Raw genomic sequence first — 22,585 nt, forward strand, 5'->3', positions numbered from 1 at the left:
GCGCGCCCGTGACTCAGTCCGCTCGGGTCGTCTCCGCCAGGCGGGCACGGAGGTAGTCGCGGTCCTCCGGGGCCGTCGCCAGGACGAGCGCGTCCCGGTACGCCGCCGCCGCGTCGGCCCGCCTGCCGAGGCGGCGCAGCAGGTCGGCGCGCGTGGCCGGCAGCAGATGGTAGCCGCGCAGTGACCCGTCGGCGACGATCGGGTCGAGCAGGGCCAGGCCGGCTGCCGGTCCGTCCGCCATCGCGACGGCCACGGCGCGGTTCAGCTCCACGACCGGGCCGGGCGTCAGGGCGGCGAGTTCGCCGTACAGCAGGGCGATCTGCGGCCAGTCCGTGTCCTCGGCCCGCGCCGCGGTGGCGTGGCAGGCGGCGATGGCGGCCTGCACCTGGTACGGGCCCGCGCGGCCCTGGGCGAGTGCCCGCTCCAGGACGGCCACTCCTTCCACGATGCGCTCCCCGTCCCACAGGGCGCGGTCCTGGCGCTCCAGTGGCACGAACCGGCCCGCCCCGTCGAACCGCGCCGCCCGCCGGGCGGTGTGCAGGAGGGCCAGGGCCAGCAGCCCACCGGTCTCCGGTTCGTCCGGCAGCAGCCTGGCCAGCAGGCGGGCGAGCGTCACGGCCTCGTCCGCGAGCCCCGACCGCTCCGGACCGTCGCCGGGCGTGGCGGCGTATCCCTCGGTGAGGAGGAGGTACAGGACGGCCAGCACACTGCCGAGGCGCTCCGGCAGCGCCTCGGCGGGCGGTACGCGGAACGGGATGCCCGCGTGCCGAATCCGGCTCTTCGCCCGGAAGAGCCGCTGGCCCATCGTCTTCTCCGGCACGAGGAAGGCCCGCGCGATCGTCGCCGTGCTCAGCCCCGCCACGGTGCGCAGCGTGAGCGCCACGCGTGCCTCCCGCGACAGCGCGGGGTGGCAGCAGGTGAAGATCAGGCGCAGCCGGTCGTCCGGCATGCCGTCCCACGGTTCGCCGCCGTCCGCCGGCTCCTCCGCCCCGGGCGTCAGGACGGCGAGCGTCCGCAGGCCGGCCGCCTCCGTCGCGTCACGGCGCAGGCGGTCCACGGCACGGTTGCGGGCCGTCGTGGTGAGCCAGGCCCCGGGGCGGCGCGGCACGCCGTCCAGGGGCCAGCGCTCGACGGCGCGCGCGAACGCCTCCTGTGCGCACTCCTCGGCCAGGTCCCAGTCGCCGGTGAGCCGGATCAGGGTGGCGACGACCCGGCTCCGCTCCTCGGTCCAGGCCCGGCCGAGGGCGTCGCTCACTCCGTCCAGAACGGCCGCACCTCGATCATCCCGGCGCGGGCCATCGGATGCTTCGCGGCGACCTCGATCGCCTCGTCCAGGTCGGCGCACTCGATGATGTCGAAGCCGCCCATCTGCTCCCGCGTCTCGGCGAACGGCCCGTCCGTGACGAGGACCGAGCCGTCACGGACGCGGACGGTCGTGGCGTCGGACGGCGGACGCAGCCGGTCCCCGGCGAGCCGGATGCCGCGCCGCTCCATCTCGTCCACCCACGCCGTCGGGTCCAGCTCGCCGGGCGCGGCCTCGACCTCGCCGCCGTCCGTGCAGACCATCATCAGGAACTTCATGCGTGCGTCTCCTCGGCGGGCGCGGTGGATCCCGCGGTCGTGATCATGGCGTCCAGGGTCCGTGCCATGTTGTGGCGCAGGGCTGCCAGCCGGTCGGCGAACCCGGCCGGGTCACGGCGGGCCGCGTCGCGCGCTCCGCTGTCACCGGGGCCGTGGGTGAAGCGGTGCCGTACCACGGTGTGCCCGGGGGTGGCGGCCGGCGTCAGATCGTAACGCCACAGCGAGGCCGGGCGGCGCGGGTCCCCCGTGGGGTCGAGCACCATCCAGGCGAACACGGAGCCCGGCTCCGCTTCCGTGACCTCGCAGATCACCGAGGCCGTCGTGCCGTCCGGGTAGCGGTTGCGCCCCTCGAAACGGGCACCCGGCCGTGCCGCGGGCGTCCCCTCCGTCAGCCAGGCGGCGTGGTGGCATTCCGGGCTGCAGGCGGCGATGAGCGCCAGGTCGGTCACCAGGTCCCACACGTGACCTCGGGGGAGCGGTGCCGTGAGGACCACCTCCACCCCGGCTCCGGTCACCGGAACGTTGTCGTGCATGCCGTGCTCCTTTCCCTTTCACAGGTACGACGCGGAGCACGGCCCGTTTTCTACACCCGGGGCCGAGAAATGCGGGTGCGGGCCGGGGTGGCCGGCCCGCGTGGGGTGGTGGTGGGGGGTGTGGGTGGGGTTGGTCAGTACGCGCTGTTGACGTTGTCCATGGAGCCGTAGCGGTCGGCGGCGTAGTTGCAGGCGGCGGCGATGTTGGCGACGGGGTCGTAGATGTTCTCGCTGGTGCCGTCGACGTGGTACTGCTCGAAGGTGGGGTCGATGACCTGGAGGAGGCCCTTGGAGGGGATGTTCTCGTGGGCGTTGGTGTCCCACATGTTGATGGTGAGGGGGTCGCCGCTGGACTCGCGCATGAGGTTGCTGTAGATGCCGTCGTAGGTGCCGGGGATGTCGTTCTTCTTCATGACGTCGAGGGCTTCGTTGATCCAGTCCTCGATGTCGTCCTGGGAGGCGGGCTCGGGGGAGGGCTGGTCGGTGCGGTCGATGGTGACGAGGGTGCCGTCGTCGGTGTAGTGGGCGCCGCGGCCGACGGTGCCGACGTCCGCGCTGGAGGCGGTGTCCTCGGCGGTCTTGCTGTCGGCCGTCTTGGTGTCGGCCGTCTTGGTGTCGGCGGTCTTGGTGTCGGCGGTGTGGGGCTTGGCGGGGTGGTGGTGTCGGTGGTGTCGGTGGGGGTGAAGGCGGTGGCGGTGGTCTGCTCCGCGACGCGCTCGACGGTGGGGGAGTCGTTCTGGGCGGCCTGGGCGGTGCCGGGGATGAGGGAGACGGCCGCGGCCGCGGTGCCGGCGGTCAGGACGCCGGCGAGGGTGAGCTTGCGGGGGGTGGTGTTCGCGGTCATGGGACGCACCTCGTTCCAGATTGGGACATACCTGGCGGTTCCGGACGATCGCCATGGTGGGAGGCGGCTCCCGGAGGCGGCAACGAGGTGACCTACGAGCGGGACCCGAAGACCGGCACGGGCCATCCGGCCCCCACACCCCGCCCCCGCACCACCCCCACCGGCCCCCGCCTACGATCGACACCCGTAGGTGACCGGCGCCATATGCCGCGCCTCACACCCCACCCCCCGGAGATCGACAGAGGGTGCTCATTCGTGTGCATGGAGGGAAGGGGTTCATGCCGGATCCATCGCCGATCAGCGGTGAGTTGTGACAGAGGGTGACCACGAGTGAGTGAGGCGCCCTGGTGCGTCCAGGGCGACTCGCCCCGGCGCCCCCTGCGACCGGCCCCGCCTCTCCGTACCGGGGATCCCCAGGCCCTCCCGTGCCCCCGCGCGGGAGCGTCCCCGATGCTTTCCCCTCTGGTGGGATGGGCGCATGAGCGATCCGCGCACCCGGACCATCGGCATCCACCTGTTCCCGGGCGTCGAGGAGCTGGACGCCTTCGCCCCCTGGGGAGTCCTCTCCCGCTGGGTCCGCGACTTCCCCGGCGACGGCTGGGAGGCCCTCACGTTCTCCGGCGACGGCGCGCCCGTGACGTGCGCGGGCGGCCTCACGGTCGTCCCGCACGCCGCCGCCGACGCGCTCCCCTCCCTCGACGTCCTCCTTTATCCGGGCGGCCCCGGCGTCGAGGCGCGGATCGGTGACCAGGAGCATCTCGCGTGGCTCCGCGGCGTGCGCGAGTCCGTGTCGCTGCTGGTCGGTGTCTGCACCGGCGGGCTCGTCCTCGCCGCTGCCGGGCTGCTGGGCGGGCGGCCCGCGACGACGCACTGGTCGTCGCTCGGGCTGCTGGTGCGGCTCGATCCGACGGTGGAGATCCGTCCCGGCGAGCGGTTCGTGGACGACGGCGACCTCGTGACATCGGCCGGTGTCTCGGCCGGCCTCGACATGGCTGTCCATCTGGTGGCGCGCCTCGCCTCGCCGGAACGCGGGCGTGAGGTCCGGCGGAGCCTGCAGTACGACTCCGCGCCCCCGGATTGACCGGTGTCAACGACGGGTTGACGCCCGGCAGGTGTCAACCTATGGTTGCCTCATGGCTGATTCCTCGACATCCCGTCCGTCCACTCCGGCGCCGACGACGCTCGCCACCACGGTCCGGCTCGACGACCTGATCGACGCGATCAAGAAGGTGCACCCCGACGTCCTCGACCAGCTCTCCGACGCGGTCCTCGCGGCCGACCACCTCGGAGAGCTGTCCGACCACCTGATCGGCCACTTCGTCGATCAGGCCCGCAGGTCGGGCGCCTCCTGGAGCGACATCGGCAGGAGCATGGGCGTCACCCGGCAGGCGGCGCAGAAGCGCTTCGTTCCCAAGGAGTCCGACGAGCCCGGCATCGACGCCCGTGACGGCTTCCAGCGCTACACCCCCCGCGCCAAGAACGTGATCATCGCGGCCCACAACGCGGCCAAGGAGGCCGGCAGCCCGCACATCGTGCCGCCCCACCTGGTGCTGGGCCTGCTCAGCGAGCCGGCCGCCTTCGCCGCCCGCGCCATCGAGGCCCAGGGCGTGACGCCGGCCGCCGTGCGGGACGCCGCGACCGAGGCCCTGCCCGCCGCCGACCCGGACGCCCCCGACCTCATCCCCTACGCCGCCGACGCCCAGAAGGTCCTGAAGCTGACCTTCAGGGAGGCCCTGCGCCTCGGCCACAACTACATCGGCACCGAGCACATCCTGCTCGCGCTCCTGGAGTGGGAGAACGGCACGGGCGTCCTCGCCGGTCTCGGGGTGGAGAAGGCGGCGGCCGAGACGTTCATCGCCGAGGCGCTGGCCGCTGTGATCGAGCAGCAGCGCGAAGGAGCCTGACCCCGCGCCCCCTCCCGCCGCCTGTCCGCCCGGGGGACGGTGTGGCACAGTGGCGCCGGAGTGCCCGCCGCGGCGGGAGGACGCGGGAGGGCTGCGCATGAACGACACACCGGGGGCGACCTGGATCACCTACGTCGGCGACGGCAAGGTCGAGCTGCCCGCGACCATCGACTCCATCCGCGCCGCGCTCCCCGCGCAGCGCCGGGACGAGTTCGACTCCGTCGTCGGCAGCACCCCCGGTGACCGGCTCCACCAGGTCCTCGCCCACTGGGCGCTGGAGACCCACCCGCAGGCGGTCGCCGAGGTGGAGGAGGAGTTCGCCCGGCTGGAGATCGGCGACCTCTCCGGATGTGTGCCGCTCGACGACCGGGAGAACGGGACCGGCGCTGCGTGAGCCGCTACCGGATCCAGTTCGCGCCGCTGGCCGACGAGGCCCGCAGGGCGATGCCGCGCGCGGCCAGGACCCTGTTCGAGACGGAGATGGGCGCGTCCCTCGGGCGCGATCCGTACGGCCACGGCTCCACCCCGATCGGCAAGGAACGCGACCGCCGCGAGGCGACCGTCGCGGGCGCCTTCGTCGTGTACTACGTCTCCTGCACGGTGATGGTGGTCACCGCCGTGAAGATCGTCGCCCGCCCCTGACGGCTCAGGCGAACGCGTCGACGCCGGTCCGTTCCGCCGACAGCTCCCACAGCCAGGCCGCCGCCGCACGGTCGGCCGCCCACGGCTTCACACCGCCCACCAGCATGTCGTCACCGGCGGCCGGCGCCGCGACGTCGCAGTCCTGGCAGTACGTCCCGCCGTGTCCGTCGAGCAGGGGTGACGTGGCCGCCCACACGGCCGTCGCCGCGCCCTGCTCCGGGGTCTTGAACCCGGCCGGCGGCCGCCCGTCGGGTCGGACCCAGCCGAGACCCTCCCACTCGTCGCGCGGGACATGCCGCTGCAGCGGCGTGAGGATGCTGCCCGGGTGCACCGCGAAGGCGTGCAGCCCCTGCGCGGCGCCCAGCGCGTCGAGGTGGAGCGCGAACAGCGCGTTCGCCGTCTTCGACTGGCCGTACGCGGTCCAGCGGTCGTAGCCCGAGCGGAAGTCGATGTCGTCCCGGCGCAGCCCGCTCAGGAAGTGCCCGGACGAGGCCACCGACACCACGCGCGCGCCGTGCCGGAGCGCCGGGCGCAGACGGTTCACCAGGGCGTGGTGCCCGAGGTGGTTGACCGCGAAGTGGGCCTCCCAGCCGGGGCCGACCCGGGTCTCGGGGCAGGCCATGATCCCCGCCCCGTTGATCATCGCGTCCAGCGCCGACCCGCTGTCCAGGAAGTCCTCCGCGAACCGCCGCACGCTCTCCAGGTCGGCGAGGTCCATCGCCGCCACCTCGGCGCCGGGCACGCCGCGCAGCGCCCCGGCCGCCGTCTCCGGCCGCCGCGCCGGAACGACGACCCGCGCGCCCGCCCGCGCCAGCGCGCGGGTCGCCGCCAGGCCGAGGCCCGAGTAGCCGCCGGTGACCAGCACCGTCCTGCCTGTCAGCGGTACGCCCGCCAGAACCTCGTCCGCCGTGCTCGCCGGGCCGAATCCGCTGCCGAGCGGACGCCGCGCCGCCACCTCCGCGAGTGCCTCGGGGGTCGTGGGCCGATCCATGGGCAAGGTGCCCCTCTGTGTCGTCATGGCGCCGACGCTAGGAGCTGGAGCGCACGCGAGGGCAAGCCCGCCCGGCCGCCGCGGTCACCGCCCGCCGTCCTGCCCGGTGCGGCCCAGGAGTTCGGCGAGCCCCCGGCGCGTGGCGGCGACCACCACGCGGTCCGCCGCGCTCAGCACATAGCCGGGGTGGACGTTCCACACCAGGCCGGCCGTACGGGAGGCCGCGAGGTCCGTCCGCCGGCCGGGCTCGGAGGTGTCCAGGGCGATGATCCGCCACGCGCCCGGCCGGTTGGCCTCGCTCAGCGTGCGGCCGAGGAAACGCGGCTGCTCGGCCACCTCGATCGCCGCGAACAGCAGCACCTTCCGCTCCACCGGCAGCGCCCCGAGCACCTGACGGCCCATCATGGCCACGGCGAACGCGGGCGCAGCCAGCGTCGACACGCTGCGGCTGCGGGTCAGCGCGCCCGGGTGCGCCGTCCGCAGGGTCCGGTACACCGCCGTCGCGAAGTCGTCGTCGTACAGGCGCAGCGCGACCCGCAGGTCGGGCCGCACGGTCCGGGCGTACAGCGCCGCCTCCAGGTTCGTCGAGTCGGAACTGGTCAGCGCCAGCAGGGCGCGCGCCCGGTTGATCTTCGCCGACTCCAGCAGCCCCTCGTGCGTCACGTCCCCGAGGACGACGGGCACGCGCAGCCGGCGTGCCAGCGCGATGCCGCGTGCCTCCGGGTCCTCCTCCACGCACACGACCGGGATGTCCAGCTCGCGCAGGCGCTCCAGCACACGGGTGCCGATCTTGCCGAGCCCCAGCAGGACGACATGCCCCGACAGCGTGCGCGGCGGCCGGCGCAGGGCCGACGCGCCGCGGAACGCGCCGAGCGCCTGCAGCGCCCCCGCCACCAGGATCGGCAGCAGCGCGAGGCCGGCGAGGCCGGAGACCAGTTGCAGGATCTGACGGGGCACCGACTCGCCGACCGCGGGGTCCCCTATGGCGAACAGGTCGAGCAGCGTCAGGTAGGCGGCGTTGAGCGGAGTGCCGCCGGTCGTCCGCCACAGGATGACCGCGAGCGCCACGACGGCCGCCGCGATGCCCCCGACCGCCCACCGCAGCCGCACCGGCACCAGGTCGCGCAGGGGTGCGGCGCGCCCCGCCACACCCCGCACCGGCCGTGCCGGTCCGGCCCTGGTCACGGCTTCGAGCACGACGGTCCTGCGCCCCGCCGCCGACGCGACGTCCCCGTCGTCCGGCAGCAGCACCGGCCCCTGCGGCCCGCCCGACCCCTCGGCGCCCTCGGGGTCGTCCGCCGTCGACGACAGCAGCGCGAGCGTGCACAGACCGGCGTCGGCGGGCGGGGCGCCGCCCGGGGGAGGGGTCCGTTCCACGGCGTGCAGGAGCAGCCCGTCCGCCTCGACGACCTTGCGGGTGCCGACCACGGCGGTGGCGGCCAGTGCGGGCGCGGCCGTGTCGGCGTCGGACAGCACCGTCGTCGTGGCGTCCACGAAGCCGCCCGCCGGCGGGTCGGCGCCGACGGACACGGCGGCGGCCTGGTCGAGGAGTTCGGCGAGGTGCTGGCCGAGCTTGCGGTTGTACAGCCGGATCACCAGCCGCAGCCGGGGGTTGAGCCGGCGGGCGGCCAGGGCGGCGCGGATGTTCGCCTCGTCGTCGTCGTGGACGAGCGCCAGGGCCTCGGCCCGCTCGGCCCCCGCCTGCCGCAGCACCTCGTCGGTCACCTCGGCCGCCTGGATCTCCCGCATCGGCACCGGGAAGTACCCCGAGGAGGTGGGCTGCGGCACGGGGGGCGCGGCACGGCCCCGCACGGACGTCACCCGGTTCAGCAGCGCGGTCAGCCGGGTCCTGCCGGCCGCCGTGCCCGGTGCGCCGCTCACGGCGGGCGGCGGCGGCGCGACCAGCGTGACGCGTTCGCGGTAGACGTCGTGCAGCTCGGCGGCGAGCCGGACGGCCAGCACGTCGTCACCGCAGACGATCATGTGCCGTGCGGCGGGGCCGCCCCGGGGCGGAATGGTGAGCAGGGACACATGTTCCAGACGTCGGAACGGTGTCCCGGGGTTGCATCCGTGCGGAGCTGGACGGACGCGTATGCGGGTGAGCGCGACGGCCATGGTCCGGGGCCGACTCGCGCTGTGGACTGGGGTCATGACAAACACTCAGCAAGGCCCCGTCCTCGTCATCGGTGGTACCGGCAAGACCGGCCGGCGGGTCGCCCGGCGGCTCACCGCGCGCGGACTGCCCGTACGGATCGGCTCGCGCGCCGGCACGCCCGCCTTCGACTGGACCGACCCGACGACCTGGCCCGCCGCCCTCGCCGGGACACGCGCCGCGTACATCACCTACTACCCCGACCTGGCCGTCCCGGGCGCCGCCGAGGCCGTCGGCGCCTTCGCGTCCCTCGCCGTCGCAGCCGGCACCCGTCGTCTCGTCCTCCTGTCCGGGCGAGGGGAGGAGGGCGCGGTGCGCGCCGAGGAGCGGCTCAAGGAGTCCGGCGCGGACTGGACGGTCGTCCGGGCGGGCTGGTTCGACCAGAACTTCAGCGAGGGCTTCTTCCGCGACGCGGTCCTGTCCGGCGAGCTGGTCCTGCCGACCGGCGACGCGGTCGAGGCGTTCGTGGACGCCGACGACATCGCCGACGTCGTGACCGCCGTGCTCACCGGCCCCGGACACGGCGGCAGGACGTACGAACTCTCCGGCCCCCGCCTGCTCGGCATGGCCGAGGCGGCGGACGCGATCGCCCGGGCCACCGGCCGGCCGCTGGCCTACGTCCCGGTCAGCGATGCCGCCTACCGCGCGGCCCTCGCCGAGCAGGGGGTGCCCGCCGAGTTCGCCGACCTCTTCACACTCATCACGGACGGGCGCAACGCGTCGGTGGTGCACGGCGTCGACGAGGTCCTCGGCCGGCCGGCCCGTGACTTCGCCGCGTACGCCGAGGCGGCCGCGGCAGCCGGCGCCTGGGCGCGCTGACGTCCCCGAGCGGCGGGCCGGCCGTGCTCCGGCCCGCCGCGATCATCACCCAGTGTCACCGGTCTCGCGGCGTGAACCACGTCACAGATGACCGGTTCATGATTTTTTCCGCAGGCTATTGCCACTGCTCGCTCCACCGTCCTAGCATCCGGTCATCGTTCGAATCGATTCGACTAATCGATTCGACAACGCTGAGCAAGCACCGCAAGGGAGCGGGAATGGCAACGATCAAGGATGTCGCGGAGCGGGCCGGCGTCGCGCCGAGCACCGTCTCCTACGTCCTGAGCGGTTCCCGCAAGATCTCCGAGGAGACGCGCAGCGCGGTGCGCCGTGCCATCGCCGACCTCGGCTACCACCCCCGCGCGAGCGCCCGTACGCTCCGCAGCGCCCGCAGCGAGGTCCTCGTCCTCGCTGTCCCCCGGGAGCCGGGCAAATACCGCGCGGTCGACGGCCGGTTCGCCATCGACATCAGCGACGCGGCCCGCGACCACGGGTACGACGTGCTGCTGATGACGGAGCCCGAGGGCGTGGCGGGCCTGTGCCGCATCGCCGGCAGCGGCCTGGCCGACGGCGCCATCCTCATGGCCGTCCGCGAGAACGACCCCCGTATCGCCGCCCTGCGCGAACTCGGCTTCCCGACCGCGCTCCTCGGCCACGGCAACGAGGCGGACGAGGCGGAGCTTCCCTGGGTCGACCTCGACTGGGAGGCCGCCGTCGCCCTCGCCATCGGCGAGGCCGTGGCCGCCGGACACCACCGCGTCGTCTTCTGGGCCTCGGCCGAGCACGAGATCGAGGCCCGCCGCGGCTACGCCGTGCACGGGCTCGACGGCGCACGCCTCGCCGCCCGCCGCACCGGCGCCGACATCCGGGTGCACGCCTCCAGCGGCGACCCCGACGACCTGCGCAAACGCCTCCGGCAGGCCCTGGGCGCCGACCCCGCCCCGACGGCACTGGTGGTCCAGCACCTCATCCTCCTGCCCGAGCTGCTGGAGGAGATCGCGGCGCTCGGCCTCCGCGTGCCCGATGACCTGTCCGTCGTCCCGGTCGGCAGCCTGCCGGACGACCCGGGCAGCACCCCGCTGCCCCGCATCGACCTGCCGGTGGCCCGCATGTCGGCCGCCGTCGCCCAGCTCGCCGTCGAGGCCATCGCCTCCCGCGACGAGCGGACCGCCGGGGCGGGACACCCTCCGGTGACCCGCGAGCTGATCCCCCCACGGATGGCGGACGCACCCCGTATCGCCGCGCCCCCCTCCGCCTCCTGAGCCGCGAAATGGAGACCGCCAAGCCCATGCGAACGTCACTCGGGCGCATAACGTCGCCCGCCGCCGCGCTGACCCTGGCCGGGGCCATGGTCGCGCTCGGGCTCACCGCCTGTGCCGCGGAGCCCGACCCCGACACGGTCACCGTGCTGAACTCGGCGACCGACACCGCCGAGCACGAGGCCAACCAGGACTTCTTCGACCGCTGCGCCGAGCCGCTCGGTCTGAAGGTCGAGCAGATCAGCGTCCCCGCCGACCAGGTGGCCTCCAAGGCCCTGCGGATGGCGTCGTCCGACTCCCTGCCCGACATCCTGGAGCTGGACGGGTCGGAGCTGCCGCAGTTCGCCGAGACGGGCGGCCTGCGCCCCCTCGCGGACGTGGGTCTCGACACGTCGGAGTTCTCCGACTCCTCGCGTCTCCTCGGCAGCTTCGACGGCACCGAGTACGGCGTCGCCCGCTCGGTGAACTCCCTCGCGCTCATCTACAACAAGGACATGCTCGCCGACGCCGGCCTGGAGCCGCCGACCACGTGGGACGAGCTGCGGACGACCGCGGCGGCGCTCACCCAGGGCGACACCTACGGGATGGCGTTCAGCGCCGGTCCGAACGCCGACGGCGTCTACCAGTTCCTGCCGTTCTTCTGGTCCGCCGGGGCCGACGAGGCGCACCTCGACGACAACGCCGGTGTGGCCGCGCTCCAGCTCTGGAAGGACCTGGTGGAGGACGGTTCCGCCTCCCGCTCCGTCGTCAACTGGAACCAGCAGGACGTCAACGACCAGTTCATCGCCGGCCGCGCCGCGATGATGATCAACGGTCCCTGGCAGGTCCCCGTGCTCAGCGCCCAGGACGACGTGGACTGGGCCGTCGCCTCCATCCCGGTGCCCGAGGCCGGCCAGGACCCGGTGCCCCCGATCGGCGGCACCGTCATGACCGTGCCGAAGAACGACGACCACCCCGAGCGCGAGGACAACGCGGGCAGGATCCTCGAGTGCCTCAACTCGGCGGACAACCAGCTCGCGTGGGGTGAGCGGGTCAACAACGTCCCGACCCGCGCCGACGCGGCCCAGGCGTACCGCGAGGCCAACCCCGAGCTGGCCCCGTTCGCCGATCTCGTGGAGACCGCCAGGTCCCGCACCGCCCAGGTCGGCACCCGCTGGCCGGTGATCCAGGACGCGCTGGCCGGCGCGTTCCAGTCCGTGCTGACCGGCAGGTCGTCGCCCGAGGACGCGCTCGGCAGCGCCCAGCGGCAGGCCACGGCGGGAGAGTGAGAAGGACCATGACCACGACCACCCCACCCGCCCGGACCACCGCCGCGCGCGAGACGCGGCCCCGGCGCGGAAGCGGCCGCCGCCGTCTGTACCAGTGGCTGTTCGTCGCCCCCGCGCTGGTGTACCTCCTCGCGTTCTTCGGCTACCCGCTGGTGCGGAACGTCCTGATGAGCTTCCAGGAGTTCACGCCGACCACCTACTTCACCGGCGAGTCCCCGTTCAACGGCCTGGAGAACTGGCGGCGCGTCTTCGACAACGAGCTGTTCGGCGACGCCCTGTGGCAGACGATCCTCTTCACGGTCGGCTCGCTCGTCGGCCAGTTCGCGATCGGCCTCGGCCTGGCGGTGTTCTTCTCGCGCCGCTTCCACCTCTCCGGCGTGATCCGCGCGGTGCTGCTGCTGCCGTGGCTCGTCCCCATGGTGGTCTCCGCCGTCGTGTGGCGGCGCATCATGGACCAGGACCACGGCATCCTCAACAGCTTCCTGGAGACCCTGCACCTGTCGCAGGACGGCGTGTCCTGGCTGAGCAGCCCCAGCGTGGCACTGCTCTCCGCGATCCTCGTGAACATCTGGATCGGCATCCCGTTCAACATGGTGATCCTCTACGGCGGCCTGCAGGAGATCCCGCGGGAGCTGTACGAGGCGGCGTCCCTGGACGGCGCGAGCCCCTGGCGGACGTTCCGCAGCATCACGCTGCCGATGCTGCGGCCGGTGGTGACGGTCGTCCTGGTGCTCGGCTTCATGTCCACCATCAAGATCCTGGACCTGATCCTCGCGCTGACCGGCGGCGGCCCCGCCGACTCCACGCAGACGCTGGGCACGCTGACCTACCAGCTCTCGTTCATGCAGCTCGACTTCGGCCAGGGCGCCGTGGTCGGCAATGTCCTCATCCTCATCAGCGCCGTCTTCGCGGTGCTCTACCTGCGCGTGAACCGCGCGGACACGGTCAAGGGGAAGTGACCCGACGATGAACCCCACTCCCACCCGCACCCGGCTGCGCCGCGGCTGGAACACCGTCGCCGCGCTGCTGATCCTCGCCGTGATGCTCTTCCCGGTCTACTGGATGATCTCCACGGCGCTCCAGCCGGGCTCCAGCATCGCCTCGACCGACCTGTTCCCGACGAGCCCGGACTTCGGGAACTTCTCGAAGGCGTTCGACACGCAGGGCGGCTCGCTCGTGACGAGCCTCGTCGTCGCCCTGGGCGCCGTCGTGGTCTGCCTGGCGCTGGCCGCCCCGGCCGCCTACGGGCTCGCGCAGTTCGGCCTGCGCGGCAGCCGCGGCATCGTCTTCGGCACCCTGATCACCCAGATGGTGCCCGGCATCGTCGTGGCGAACGCCCTGTACAGCGCCTACGCCGAGCTGAACCTGGTCAACTCCTACCTCGGCCTGATCCTCGCCGACGCGTCGCTCGGCCTGCCGTTCGCGATCGTGCTGCTGCGCGCGTTCATGGTGTCGATCCCCACCGAGGTGGTGGAGGCGGCCATGGTGGACGGCGCGAACCGGTTCACCGCCTTCGTGCGGATCGTCCTGCCGATGAGCCGGAACGCCCTGATCACCTCGGGTCTCTTCGCGTTCCTCTTCGCCTGGGCGGACTTCATCTTCGCCCTGACCCTGAACACGACCGACGACGTGAAGCCGGTGACGCTCGGGATCTACCAGTTCATCGGTGCGCACGTCAGCGACTGGGGCGCCGTGATGGCGACGGCCGTGCTGTCGGCCGTCCCGGCGGCCATCCTCCTGGTCGTCGCGCAGAAGTACATCGCCGCCGGCATCGCGGGCGGTTCCGTCAAGTGACCGTCCCGGCAGCCCCCGCCCCCGTCCCTCCGCACCAGAACCAGGACTCGCGCCACGCCATGAGCAGCTCCGCATCCGCCCGTACGCCGTCCCCCGATGTTTCTGTTTCCGGTGGTCTGCCGGTGTTTCCGCGGGGGTTCTTCTTCGGGGCGGCGACGGCGAGTTACCAGATCGAGGGCGGGGCCGGGGAGGACGGGCGGGGACCGTCGATCTGGGACACCTACTGCCGCCGGCCGGGCCGGATTACCGGCGGCGCGAGCGGGGACGTGGCCTGTGACCACTACCACCGCTGGCCCGAGGACATCGCCCTGATGAAGGACCTGGGCCTGGACACCTACCGCTTCTCCATCGCCTGGCCCCGTATCCAGCCCACCGGCACCGGCCCCGCCAACACACCCGGCCTGGACTTCTACGACCGCCTCGTCGACGCCCTCCTGGAAGCCGGGATCACCCCCGCCGCCACCCTCTACCACTGGGACCTCCCCCAAGCCCTCGAAGACACCGGGGGCTGGCGGGTCCGCTCCACCGTCGACGCCTTCACCGACTACACCCGCATCGTCGCCGAACGCCTCGGCGACCGCGTCGGCCGCTGGTTCACCCTCAACGAACCCTTCTGCACCGCCTTCGTCGGCCACGCCATCGGCCGCCACGCCCCCGGCACCCGCGAAGGCACCCCCGCCCTGGCCGCCGCCCACCACCTCCTCCTCGCCCACGGCCACGCCGCCCGCATCCTCAAAGACACCACCCGAGGCGACGTCGGCATCGCACTCAACCCCGACCGGCTCCTGCCCGCCACCCACGACCCCGCCGACCTCGCCGCCTGCGCCCGCGCCGAAACCCTCCACAACACCATCTGGCTCGACCCCCTCCTCGCCCACCGCTACCCCACCACCGAAACCGACACCTGGGGCCCCCTCATCCAGGACCCCACCTGGCGCCACGACGGCGACCTCGACATCATCACCACCCCCCTCGACTTCCTCGGCATCAACTACTACCGGCCCATCACCATCGCCCACACCCCCCACCAGGACCCCGACCCCACCACCCGCACCGCCACCGACATCCGCGCCACCGAAACCTGGCAGGACGGCGTCCGCCACACCGCCATGGACTGGCCCGTCGTCCCCTCCTCCCTCACCGACCTCCTCACCGACCTCAAACACCGCTACCCCACCCTCCCCCCCATCGTCATCACCGAGAACGGCTCAGCCGAACACGGCGACACCCCAGGCCCCGACGGCCGCATCCACGACACCGACCGCATCACCTACCTCCACACCCACCTCACCGCCCTCACCCACGCCATCAACAACGGCATCGACATCCGCGGCTACTACGCCTGGTCCCTCATGGACAACTTCGAATGGGCCCACGGCTACACCAAACGCTTCGGCCTCATCCACATCGACTACACCACCCAAACCCGCACCCCCAAAGACAGCTACCACTGGTACCACCACCTCATCACCCACCACCACAACACCCACACCCCCTGACACACCCACACCGTCCGAGCGCCGCCCCCGGGCCGGCCGCAGTACCCGCACCACACGCACCATCTGCGCCCCCGCGGCGGGGCGATCGAGGAGAACACTGTGAAGTTCACCGACGGCTACTGGCTCATGCGCGACGGCGTGCGGGCGTCCTTCGCGAAGGAGGTCGCCGCCGTCCACCCGGAAGCGGACCGGCTCACGCTCCACGCTGCCGTGCGCCCCGTCCGCCGCCGCGGCGACACCCTCAACAGCCCGCTGCTGACCGTGGACTGCTACTCCCCGGCCGAGGGCGTCATCGCCGTCCGCACCACGCACCACGCCGGCGCGTACGACCGCGGACCCGCGTTCGAGCTGGCCACCGAGACCGGTGCGGGGACGACCCGGGCGGACGGCACCGTGCACGAACTGACCAGCGGCGGCCTGACCCTGCGCGTCGACACCGAGCGTCCCTGGCAGCTCGACTTCGCGGCCGGGGACGAGACACTGGTGACCGCCGGCGCGCGCGGCACCGGCTTCGTCACGGACGCGGACGGCCGGCACTACACGCTCGGCGGCCTGTCCCTCGGCGTGGGCGAGCTGATCTACGGCCTCGGCGAGCGCTTCACCCCGTTCACGAAGAACGGCCAGACCGTCGACGTCTGGCAGGCCGACGGCGGCACCGCGAGCGAGCAGGCGTACAAGAACGTCCCGTTCTACCTCACCAACCGGGGCTACGGCGTCTTCGTCAACCACCCGGGCAAGGTCTCCTACGAGATCGGCTCGGAGGCCGTCGGCCAGGTGCAGTTCAGCGTCGAGGGCCAGTCCATCGAGTACATGGTGATCCACGGCCCGACGCCGAAGGAGATCCTGGACCGCTACACCGCGCTGACCGGCCGCCCCGCGCTGCCGCCGGCCTGGTCGTTCGGCCTGTGGCTGTCGACCTCGTTCACGACGGACTACGACGAGGCCACCGTCAACCGTTTCGTGCGCGGCATGGCCGAGCGCGACATCCCGCTGAGCGTCTTCCACTTCGACTGCTTCTGGATGCGCGAGTACCAGTGGTGCGACTTCACGTGGGACCCGGCCGTCTTCCCGGACCCGGAGGGCATGCTCAGCCGCCTGAAGGACGAGCACGGCCTGCGGATCTGCGTGTGGATCAACCCGTACATCGCCCAGAAGTCCCCGCTGTTCGCCGAGGCGAAGGAGCTGGGCCACCTGGTGCGCACGGCCTCGGGCGACGTGTGGCAGTGGGACCTGTGGCAGGCCGGCATGGGCCTGGTCGACTTCACGAACCCCGGTGCCCGCGCCTGGTTCGCCGACAAGCTGCGCGCCCTGACCGATCAGGGCGTGGACTGCTTCAAGACCGACTTCGGCGAGCGCATCCCGACGGACGTCGTCTGGCACGACGGCTCGGACCCCGAGCGGATGCACAACTACTACACGCAGCTCTACAACGCCACGGTCTTCGAGGTGCTGACCGAGGCGAAGGGTGTGGACGAGGCCGTCCTCTTCGCCCGGTCGGCGACCGCGGGCGGTCAGCAGTTCCCGGTGCACTGGGGCGGCGACTGCGAGTCGACGTTCGGCGCGATGGCGGAGTCGCTGCGCGGCGGCCTGTCCCTCGGCCTGTCGGGCTTCGGGTTCTGGAGCCACGACATCGGCGGTTTCGAGGGCACGCCGACGCCCGCCGTCTTCAAGCGGTGGGTGCAGTTCGGCCTGCTGTCCTCGCACAGCCGTCTCCACGGCAGCAGCTCCTACCGGGTGCCGTGGGACTACGACGAGGAGGCCGTCGCCGTCACCCGCGACTTCACGCGGCTGAAGCACCGGCTGATGCCGTACCTGTACGGCGCGGCCCGGGAGGCGCACGAGCACGGCACGCCGGTGATGCGGGCGATGCTGCTGGAGTTCCCGGACGACCCGGGCTGTCACACGCTGGACCGGCAGTACATGCTCGGCGGCGACATCCTCGTCGCGCCCGTCTTCACCGAGACCGGGCCGGCCGAGTACTACGTGCCGGCCGGCACCTGGACGCACCTCCTGTCCGGCGAGCAGGTCACGGGTCCCGGCTGGCGGCGCGAGCACTTCGGGTTCGACAGCCTGCCGCTGCTGGCCCGTCCTGGCTCCGTCGTCCCCTTCGGCGCGCGGGACGACGGCCCGGTGTACGACTGGGCGGACGGCGTGACGCTGCGGGTCCACGCCCCGCAGGACGGCACCGAGACCGTCACCCGCGTGCCCCGGCCGGACGGCGCTCCGGCCGCCACGTTCCGCACGAGCCGCAGCGGTGACACGGTCACCGTGCGCGCCGAGGGTGCTCCCGGCCCGTGGCACGTGGTGCTGGCCGGGCCCGGGGGCTACGGTGCCCCGGTGACGGCGGACGGGGACAGCGTGACCCTCACTCTGGACGGCACGCAGGCCGCCTGACGGCACGGCATGACGGGCCGGTGTCCCCTCCCATGGGGGCGCCGGCCCGCGGCCGTCAGTGGGCGACCGTCAGCAGGATCTTGCCGATCTGGACGTTCGACTCCAGGTACCGGTGCGCGTCCACCACGTCCTCCAGCGGGAACGTCCTGTCGATCACCGGGCGGAGCGACCCGGTCCGAAGCCCGGAGGTGATGAACGCGGTGGCGCGCCGCATGCGGTCCGCGTCGCGCGTGACCTCCAGCATCGTGTAGGTCCGCATGGTCAGGGCGGGCATGCCGAGGTCGAAGCCGGGGTACGGCGTCGGCCGGCCGCTCTGCGCGCCCCACAGGAGCAGTGTCCCGCCGTCGGCGACGGCGCCGGCCAGCTCCACCACGCCGGGCCCGGCGACGGCGTCGAAGACGTGGGCCGCGCCCCGGCCGCCGGTCAGGTCCCGGACGCGGTCCCGCACGCGTTCCTCGTCGGTGACGATCACCTCGGCCGCGCCCTCGTCGAGGAGCCGCCGCCGCTTGGCCCGGGTGCGGGTGAGGGCCACGGGGGTGGCGCCCAGGTGGTTCGCGGTCCTGATGGCGGCGAGCCCGACGCTGCTGGAGGCGGCGTTCACCAGGACCACGTCGCCCGGCCGCACCCCGGTGACCTCGGCCATCGCCCCGTAGGCGGTCAGGTACGGCATCCACACCGCCGCGCCGGACAGCGCGTCCACGCCGTCGGGCCGGTGCAGGAGGGCGGAGGCCGGCACGACGGCCCGCTCGGCGTACACCCCGTAGTCGTTGTGCGAGAAGGACGGCACGACGCTGACGGCCTGGCCCGCGGTGAACTCCGTCACCCCCGGGCCGACCGTCTCGACGACGCCCGCGGCCTCGTTGCCGAGCCGCGCGGGCAGCCGCCGGACCGGCTCGATGTACCGGCCGCCGCGGAACAGGGCCTCGGCCCGGTTGACGCCGACCGCGTCCACCCGTATCCGGACCTCGCCCGGCCCCGGTTCACCCGCCTCCAGGTCCTCCACCCGCAGCACCTCGGGTCCGCCGGTCTCGTGGAACCGCACTGTTCTCGCCATGATCGTCATCCTTTCCCCACCGGGAGCGGCCACCACTGTGGCGCCTAAGTACGACGTCTGTCAAAGTTCGATGGATGCCATACGATGGGACGATGGAACGCACCGAGACCGCAGAACGCAGCGTGCCGCACCCCGACATGTCGGAGTTCGACTTCCAGCGGGTGCTCGAGGCCCTGGTCGACCCGGTGCGCCGCGGCATCGTGACGCAGCTCGACGCGGCCGGCGAGGACATCCGCTGCGGCGGCTTCGACATGCCGGTCAGCAAGTCCACCGCCACCCACCACTTCAAGGTGCTGCGGGAAGCCGGCCTGATCCGCCAGTACTACGTCGGCACGTCCCGGATGAACGCGCTGCGCCGCGCGGAGATCGACGAGGCGTTCCCCGGCCTGCTCGACGCCCTCAGCACGCCCCGGGCGCTGGGCCGCTGACCCGACCCGCCAGCGGCGCGGCGTGCGACACGGGTTACTCTCGGACTGCCGGGAAACCCCCGTCCCCCCTCCGGCCAATACCCAGTGACCGAAGTATCTGCCGGACGGGAGGCGCCGCATGCCCGACGAACCACTCTGCGAGGACTGGTTAGGACCCACGACCGCCCCGCACCCCTTCGACCGGCGGGGCGTCTGCCGGCGCTGCGGCCACACCCGCGGCGAACCCGTCATCGAACCGCTCACCGCCCGGCGCAGGTCGGCGCGCCGCTTCTTCCGCCGGGCGAGCTGACGCGCCGGACTGGCACGATGGTGCGCCATGGCCAACGATCCACTGCCCTGCCCGTGGTCCCTCGCCCGGCTCACCGCCGTCCGGCACGGCGAGAGCGTCGCCAACGCCGCCTACGCCCGTGCCGAGGCGGAGGGCACCGGCACCGTCCTCGACTGCGGTGACAGCGAGGTGCCCCTCACGCCGCTCGGCGTCGCGCAGGCGACCGCGCTCGGTGGCTGGCTCGCCGGGCTCGACGCCGACGAGCGCCCCGAGCTCGTCGTGTGCTCGCCGTACCTGCGGGCACGCCGCACGTGGGAGATCATGCGGGACGAGGCGGCCCGCCGCGGCGCGGACCCCACTCCCGTCGAACTCGTCGACGAGCGCCTGCGCGACCGGGAGACGGGGATCTTCGAGACCCACTCGCCCACGGCCCTGCGCCGCCGCGACCCCGCCGAGGCGCGCCGCCGCGACCGCCTCGGCGGCTGGTTCCACCGGCCGCCGGGCGGCGAGTCGCTCGCCGATGTGGGCGTCCGCGTGCGCGACTTCCTCGGCGCCCTGGACGCCGCGGCGCCCGGCCGCAGGGTCCTCGTCGTCGCGCACGACGCGATCGCCGTCCTCCTGCGGCAGGCCGTCGAAGGGCTGGGCGCCCCGCCGCCCACGGAGGAGGGCGCGCTGGTGCCGAACGCGTCCGTCTCCACCTGGGTGGGCGACGGGCGCCGCCTGCGGCTCGCCGCGTTCGGCGACACGGCGCACCTCGGGACAGCGGCCGACGCGGGCTGAGACGGCGCCCCGGCGGGTGGTTCAGAGCACCGGGCGCCCGCCGGTCACCGCGATCCGCGCCGCCGACACGTAACTCGACTCGTCCGACGCCAGCAGCACGTAGACGGGCGCCAGTTCGGCGGGCTGCCCGGGACGGCCGAGCGGCGTGTTCTTCCCGAACGACTCGACCTTCTCCGCGGGCATGGTGGAGGGGATGAGCGGCGTCCAGATGGGGCCGGGGGCGACGCTGTTGACGCGGATGCCGCGCGGGCCGAGGAGCTGGGCGAGGGCGGCGGAGAAGTTCGCGATGCCGGCCTTCGTCACGTCGTACGGCAGGAGCGTGGGGGAGGGGGTGTCGGAGTTGACGGACGACGAGTTGATGATGGACGCGCCGGCGCCGAGGTGCGGAAGCGCCGCCTTGCACAGCCGGAACATCGCCGACAGGTTCGTCGCCAGCGTGCGGTCCCACTCCTCGTCGGGGATGTCCTCGAACGCGTGGTACGTCCGCTGCATCGCCGCGTTGTTCACCAGGATGTCGAGTCTCCCGAACTCCCGCACCGCCCGGTCGATCACCTCACGGCAGTGCGCGGGCTCGGTGAGGTCACCGGGCACCAGAACGGCCTTGCGCCCCGCCTGTTCCACCCACCGGGCGGTCTCCCGGGCGTCGTCGTCCTCGTCCAGGTAGGAGATCAGCACGTCCGCGCCCTCACGGGCGAAGGCGATGGCCACGGCGCGGCCGATGCCGCTGTCGGCACCGGTGATGACGGCCGTCTTGCCGCTCAGGCGCCCCGACCCCTCGTACGAGTGCTCCCCGTGGTCGGGCTCGGGGTTCATCGCGTCCGTCGTGCCGGGGGGTCGCTGCTGCTGGCGCTCGGGCATGGGTGGTCCTCTCGATCGGTGTACGTCCCCCCACGGATAACGGCCGTACCGACCCTCCTGCCCGCTCCACGCCGGTACCTCACCCCGAAACCGCGCGGACGGCCCCGGTCACTCCTCCTGCTCCGCCGCGTACACCGGAGTCACCGTCAGCAGTGGCACGTCCTCGGAGACGCAGCCCGTCAGGGTGTCGTCGGGGAGGAACAGCGCGTCGCGCTCGTCCGGCGGATAGACCCGCAGGCCGCCCGCCGGTGCCGGGTCGCACTCCTCGGCCGGGTAGTTGCCCGCCTGCGTGACCCGCACGTCGGTCCACGCGGTGCCGCCGGGGGCCAGTTCGACGGTTTCGCCGGAGCCCCGGGCCGTGTCCCTCCCGGCGGGCGCGCCGATCTGCGGGCCGGCCTCCCCGGCGACCAGCGACACCCCGGGGAAGCCCGTCATCGTGCAGGTCTCGTCACCGGTGTTCGTCAGGGCGAGGGTCAGGTACAGCGAACCGGCGGCTCCTTCCGAGCCGGCGAGTGACAGGTCGAGCACCCCGCTCGCGCACCTCGGCGGCTCCTGTGGATCGCCCGGCTCCGTCGGTGACGCGTCCGCCGGTTCCGACGCCGTCACGCCCCCCGTCCCGGACGGTGCCGCGTCCTCCGTCGTCGTGGCCGCCGATTCCTCCGGCGCCGGCGGCGACGGGCGCACGCCGTCGTCCCCGCCGGACGGGGCACCGTGCGACACCGTCTCCGTCGCCGGGGGCGGCCCGGCGATCGGCGCCGGCCCGTCGGCGCGGGTCAGCGTCACGGCGGCGGCAGCGGCGGCGACGCAGACCACGGCCGCGCCGCCCGCCGCCAGCACGTGCCGGCGCCGTCGCGCGGCGGCCCGCCGCCGTACCGCCGCGAAGTGCCCCGGCGGTGGTGCCAGCGGCCCGCCGGGCAGCCGGAAGACGTCGAGCAGTTCCGACGGTTCGGGTTCGTGCGCCCCGCCGTGAGGCTCATCCCGTGATGTCATGCAGTCCCCTCAACGCGCTCCGCAGCCGCTGCCGGGCCTGGTGGAGGTCGCTCTTCACGGTGCCGGGGCGGCGCCGCAGCGTCGAGGCGATCTCGTCCACCGGAAGGCCGGCGTAGTAGTAGAGCAGCACCGTGACCCGCTGCCGGTCCGGCAGCGCCTCGACGAGGCTGCGTACGGCGACCCCCTGGTCGGCGGCCGGCGAGTGCTCGCGGCCGGCGCCGAGGTCGCGGGTGGCACGGCGTTCACGGGCCTGGGCGCGCCAGTGGTCCCTGACCAGATTGGCCGCCACGGTGAACAGATAGGACTCGGGCCGGTCCACCGACGACCACCGCGACCACAGGCGCGTGAACGCCTCCGACGCGATGTCGTGCGCCGCCTCGTCCGAGTCCACCAGACCCCGGCACCATCCGGCCAGCCGGGGATAGAAGCCCTCGAACAACACTTCGGCCTCCCGCTCCCCGCTCACCCGCACGCCCTCACAACCCGTTCGCCCGTCCTTCCGGTCCGGCGGCGGACCGCCACCCGCC

At 73.3% G+C, this 22,585-nt stretch carries 24 protein-coding genes; 14 read left to right on the forward strand and 10 right to left on the reverse strand.

What is annotated here, in order from left to right; genetic code table 11:
• Positions 1–13: 13 nt before the first annotated feature.
• The 4 genes from EMA09_RS27315 to EMA09_RS29195 form a co-directional block, all read right to left on the reverse strand.
• Positions 14–1,255 (reverse strand): DUF6596 domain-containing protein, encoded by a 1,242-nt coding sequence (locus tag EMA09_RS27315; protein WP_240796596.1) that lies wholly within the window; start codon positions 1,253–1,255, stop codon positions 14–16.
• Positions 1,252–1,581: a YciI family protein gene (locus tag EMA09_RS27320; RefSeq protein ID WP_129843622.1), complete on the reverse strand. Its 330-nt coding sequence runs from the start codon at positions 1,579–1,581 to the stop codon at positions 1,252–1,254. The genes EMA09_RS27315 and EMA09_RS27320 overlap by 4 nt, the downstream gene beginning before the upstream one ends.
• Positions 1,578–2,114 (reverse strand): SRPBCC family protein, encoded by a 537-nt coding sequence (locus tag EMA09_RS27325; protein WP_129843623.1) that lies wholly within the window; start codon positions 2,112–2,114, stop codon positions 1,578–1,580. The genes EMA09_RS27320 and EMA09_RS27325 overlap by 4 nt, the downstream gene beginning before the upstream one ends.
• A gap of 134 nt (positions 2,115–2,248) precedes the next feature.
• Positions 2,249–3,013, reverse strand: a complete 765-nt coding sequence (locus EMA09_RS29195; protein ID WP_240796597.1) for a transglycosylase SLT domain-containing protein — start codon at positions 3,011–3,013, stop codon at positions 2,249–2,251.
• A 423-nt stretch (positions 3,014–3,436) separates the two neighbouring features.
• On the opposite strand from EMA09_RS29195, the gene EMA09_RS27335 reads away from it, so the two are divergent.
• From EMA09_RS27335 to EMA09_RS27350, 4 genes are all read left to right on the forward strand, one after another.
• Positions 3,437–4,039 carry a DJ-1/PfpI family protein gene (locus EMA09_RS27335; protein WP_129843624.1) on the forward strand — a complete coding sequence of 201 codons (603 nt, stop codon included), beginning with the start codon at positions 3,437–3,439 and terminating at the stop codon, positions 4,037–4,039.
• Positions 4,040–4,091: 52 nt separating this feature from the next.
• Positions 4,092–4,862 (forward strand): Clp protease N-terminal domain-containing protein, encoded by a 771-nt coding sequence (locus EMA09_RS27340; protein WP_129843625.1) that lies wholly within the window; start codon positions 4,092–4,094, stop codon positions 4,860–4,862.
• Between the two features lie 97 nt (positions 4,863–4,959).
• Positions 4,960–5,256: a hypothetical protein gene (locus EMA09_RS27345; protein WP_129843626.1), complete on the forward strand. Its 297-nt coding sequence runs from the start codon at positions 4,960–4,962 to the stop codon at positions 5,254–5,256.
• Entirely contained in the window at positions 5,253–5,504 is a 252-nt protein-coding gene (locus tag EMA09_RS27350; RefSeq protein WP_129843627.1) for a hypothetical protein, read from the forward strand. The genes EMA09_RS27345 and EMA09_RS27350 overlap by 4 nt, the downstream gene beginning before the upstream one ends.
• 4 nt (positions 5,505–5,508) lie before the next feature.
• Here the strand turns inward: EMA09_RS27350 and EMA09_RS27355 are convergent, their stop codons facing one another.
• On the reverse strand, positions 5,509–6,495 hold the full coding sequence (locus tag EMA09_RS27355; protein ID WP_129844340.1) for an oxidoreductase: 987 nt from the start codon (positions 6,493–6,495) through the stop codon (positions 5,509–5,511).
• Positions 6,496–6,579: 84 nt separating this feature from the next.
• Complete coding sequence (locus tag EMA09_RS27360) at positions 6,580–8,478, reverse strand: NAD(P)-binding protein (protein ID WP_129844342.1); 1,899 nt, start codon at positions 8,476–8,478, stop codon at positions 6,580–6,582.
• A gap of 166 nt (positions 8,479–8,644) precedes the next feature.
• Between EMA09_RS27360 and EMA09_RS27365 the strand changes: the two genes are divergently transcribed.
• The 7 genes from EMA09_RS27365 (at position 8,645) to yicI (ending at position 17,680) form a co-directional block, all read left to right on the forward strand.
• A complete protein-coding gene (locus EMA09_RS27365) occupies positions 8,645–9,466 on the forward strand; it encodes an NAD(P)H-binding protein (RefSeq protein ID WP_129843628.1) in 822 nt (273 codons plus the stop codon).
• A 218-nt stretch (positions 9,467–9,684) separates the two neighbouring features.
• The gene (locus EMA09_RS27370; protein WP_129843629.1) at positions 9,685–10,728 is read left to right on the forward strand and encodes a LacI family DNA-binding transcriptional regulator; all 1,044 of its coding nucleotides are present in this window, start codon (positions 9,685–9,687) and stop codon (positions 10,726–10,728) included.
• Between the two features lie 26 nt (positions 10,729–10,754).
• Positions 10,755–11,993, forward strand: coding sequence for a sugar ABC transporter substrate-binding protein (locus EMA09_RS27375; protein WP_129843630.1), 1,239 nt, complete (start codon positions 10,755–10,757; stop codon positions 11,991–11,993).
• 8 nt (positions 11,994–12,001) lie between these two features.
• Positions 12,002–12,952, forward strand: a complete 951-nt coding sequence (locus tag EMA09_RS27380; RefSeq protein WP_129843631.1) for a sugar ABC transporter permease — start codon at positions 12,002–12,004, stop codon at positions 12,950–12,952.
• A gap of 7 nt (positions 12,953–12,959) precedes the next feature.
• Positions 12,960–13,787, forward strand: a complete 828-nt coding sequence (locus EMA09_RS27385) for a carbohydrate ABC transporter permease (RefSeq protein ID WP_129843632.1) — start codon at positions 12,960–12,962, stop codon at positions 13,785–13,787.
• A 59-nt stretch (positions 13,788–13,846) separates the two neighbouring features.
• Positions 13,847–15,286 carry a GH1 family beta-glucosidase gene (locus EMA09_RS27390; RefSeq protein ID WP_129843633.1) on the forward strand — a complete coding sequence of 480 codons (1,440 nt, stop codon included), beginning with the start codon at positions 13,847–13,849 and terminating at the stop codon, positions 15,284–15,286.
• A gap of 99 nt (positions 15,287–15,385) precedes the next feature.
• Positions 15,386–17,680, forward strand: coding sequence for an alpha-xylosidase (gene yicI / locus EMA09_RS27395; protein ID WP_129843634.1), 2,295 nt, complete (start codon positions 15,386–15,388; stop codon positions 17,678–17,680).
• 55 nt (positions 17,681–17,735) lie between these two features.
• Here yicI and EMA09_RS27400 read toward each other — a convergent pair whose 3' ends face one another.
• The gene (locus EMA09_RS27400; protein ID WP_129843635.1) at positions 17,736–18,734 is read right to left on the reverse strand and encodes a zinc-dependent alcohol dehydrogenase family protein; all 999 of its coding nucleotides are present in this window, start codon (positions 18,732–18,734) and stop codon (positions 17,736–17,738) included.
• A gap of 92 nt (positions 18,735–18,826) precedes the next feature.
• Between EMA09_RS27400 and EMA09_RS27405 the strand changes: the two genes are divergently transcribed.
• From EMA09_RS27405 to EMA09_RS27410, 3 genes are all read left to right on the forward strand, one after another.
• Complete coding sequence (locus EMA09_RS27405; RefSeq protein WP_129843636.1) at positions 18,827–19,162, forward strand: helix-turn-helix transcriptional regulator; 336 nt, start codon at positions 18,827–18,829, stop codon at positions 19,160–19,162.
• A 118-nt stretch (positions 19,163–19,280) separates the two neighbouring features.
• Complete coding sequence (locus tag EMA09_RS28575; protein ID WP_168220821.1) at positions 19,281–19,451, forward strand: hypothetical protein; 171 nt, start codon at positions 19,281–19,283, stop codon at positions 19,449–19,451.
• Between the two features lie 27 nt (positions 19,452–19,478).
• Positions 19,479–20,210, forward strand: coding sequence for a histidine phosphatase family protein (locus EMA09_RS27410; protein WP_129843637.1), 732 nt, complete (start codon positions 19,479–19,481; stop codon positions 20,208–20,210).
• A gap of 21 nt (positions 20,211–20,231) precedes the next feature.
• Here the strand turns inward: EMA09_RS27410 and EMA09_RS27415 are convergent, their stop codons facing one another.
• The 3 genes from EMA09_RS27415 to EMA09_RS27425 all read right to left on the reverse strand — a co-directional run bounded on the left by EMA09_RS27415 (position 20,232) and on the right by EMA09_RS27425 (position 22,530).
• A complete protein-coding gene (locus EMA09_RS27415) occupies positions 20,232–21,068 on the reverse strand; it encodes an SDR family oxidoreductase (RefSeq protein WP_129843638.1) in 837 nt (278 codons plus the stop codon).
• 108 nt (positions 21,069–21,176) lie between these two features.
• Positions 21,177–22,058: a DUF4232 domain-containing protein gene (locus tag EMA09_RS27420; RefSeq protein ID WP_129843639.1), complete on the reverse strand. Its 882-nt coding sequence runs from the start codon at positions 22,056–22,058 to the stop codon at positions 21,177–21,179.
• The gene (locus EMA09_RS27425) at positions 22,042–22,530 is read right to left on the reverse strand and encodes a sigma-70 family RNA polymerase sigma factor (RefSeq protein ID WP_129843640.1); all 489 of its coding nucleotides are present in this window, start codon (positions 22,528–22,530) and stop codon (positions 22,042–22,044) included. The genes EMA09_RS27420 and EMA09_RS27425 overlap by 17 nt, the downstream gene beginning before the upstream one ends.
• Positions 22,531–22,585: the final 55 nt, after the last annotated feature.

The organism is Streptomyces sp. RFCAC02 (assembly GCF_004193175.1).
Classification (GTDB): domain Bacteria; phylum Actinomycetota; class Actinomycetes; order Streptomycetales; family Streptomycetaceae; genus Streptomyces.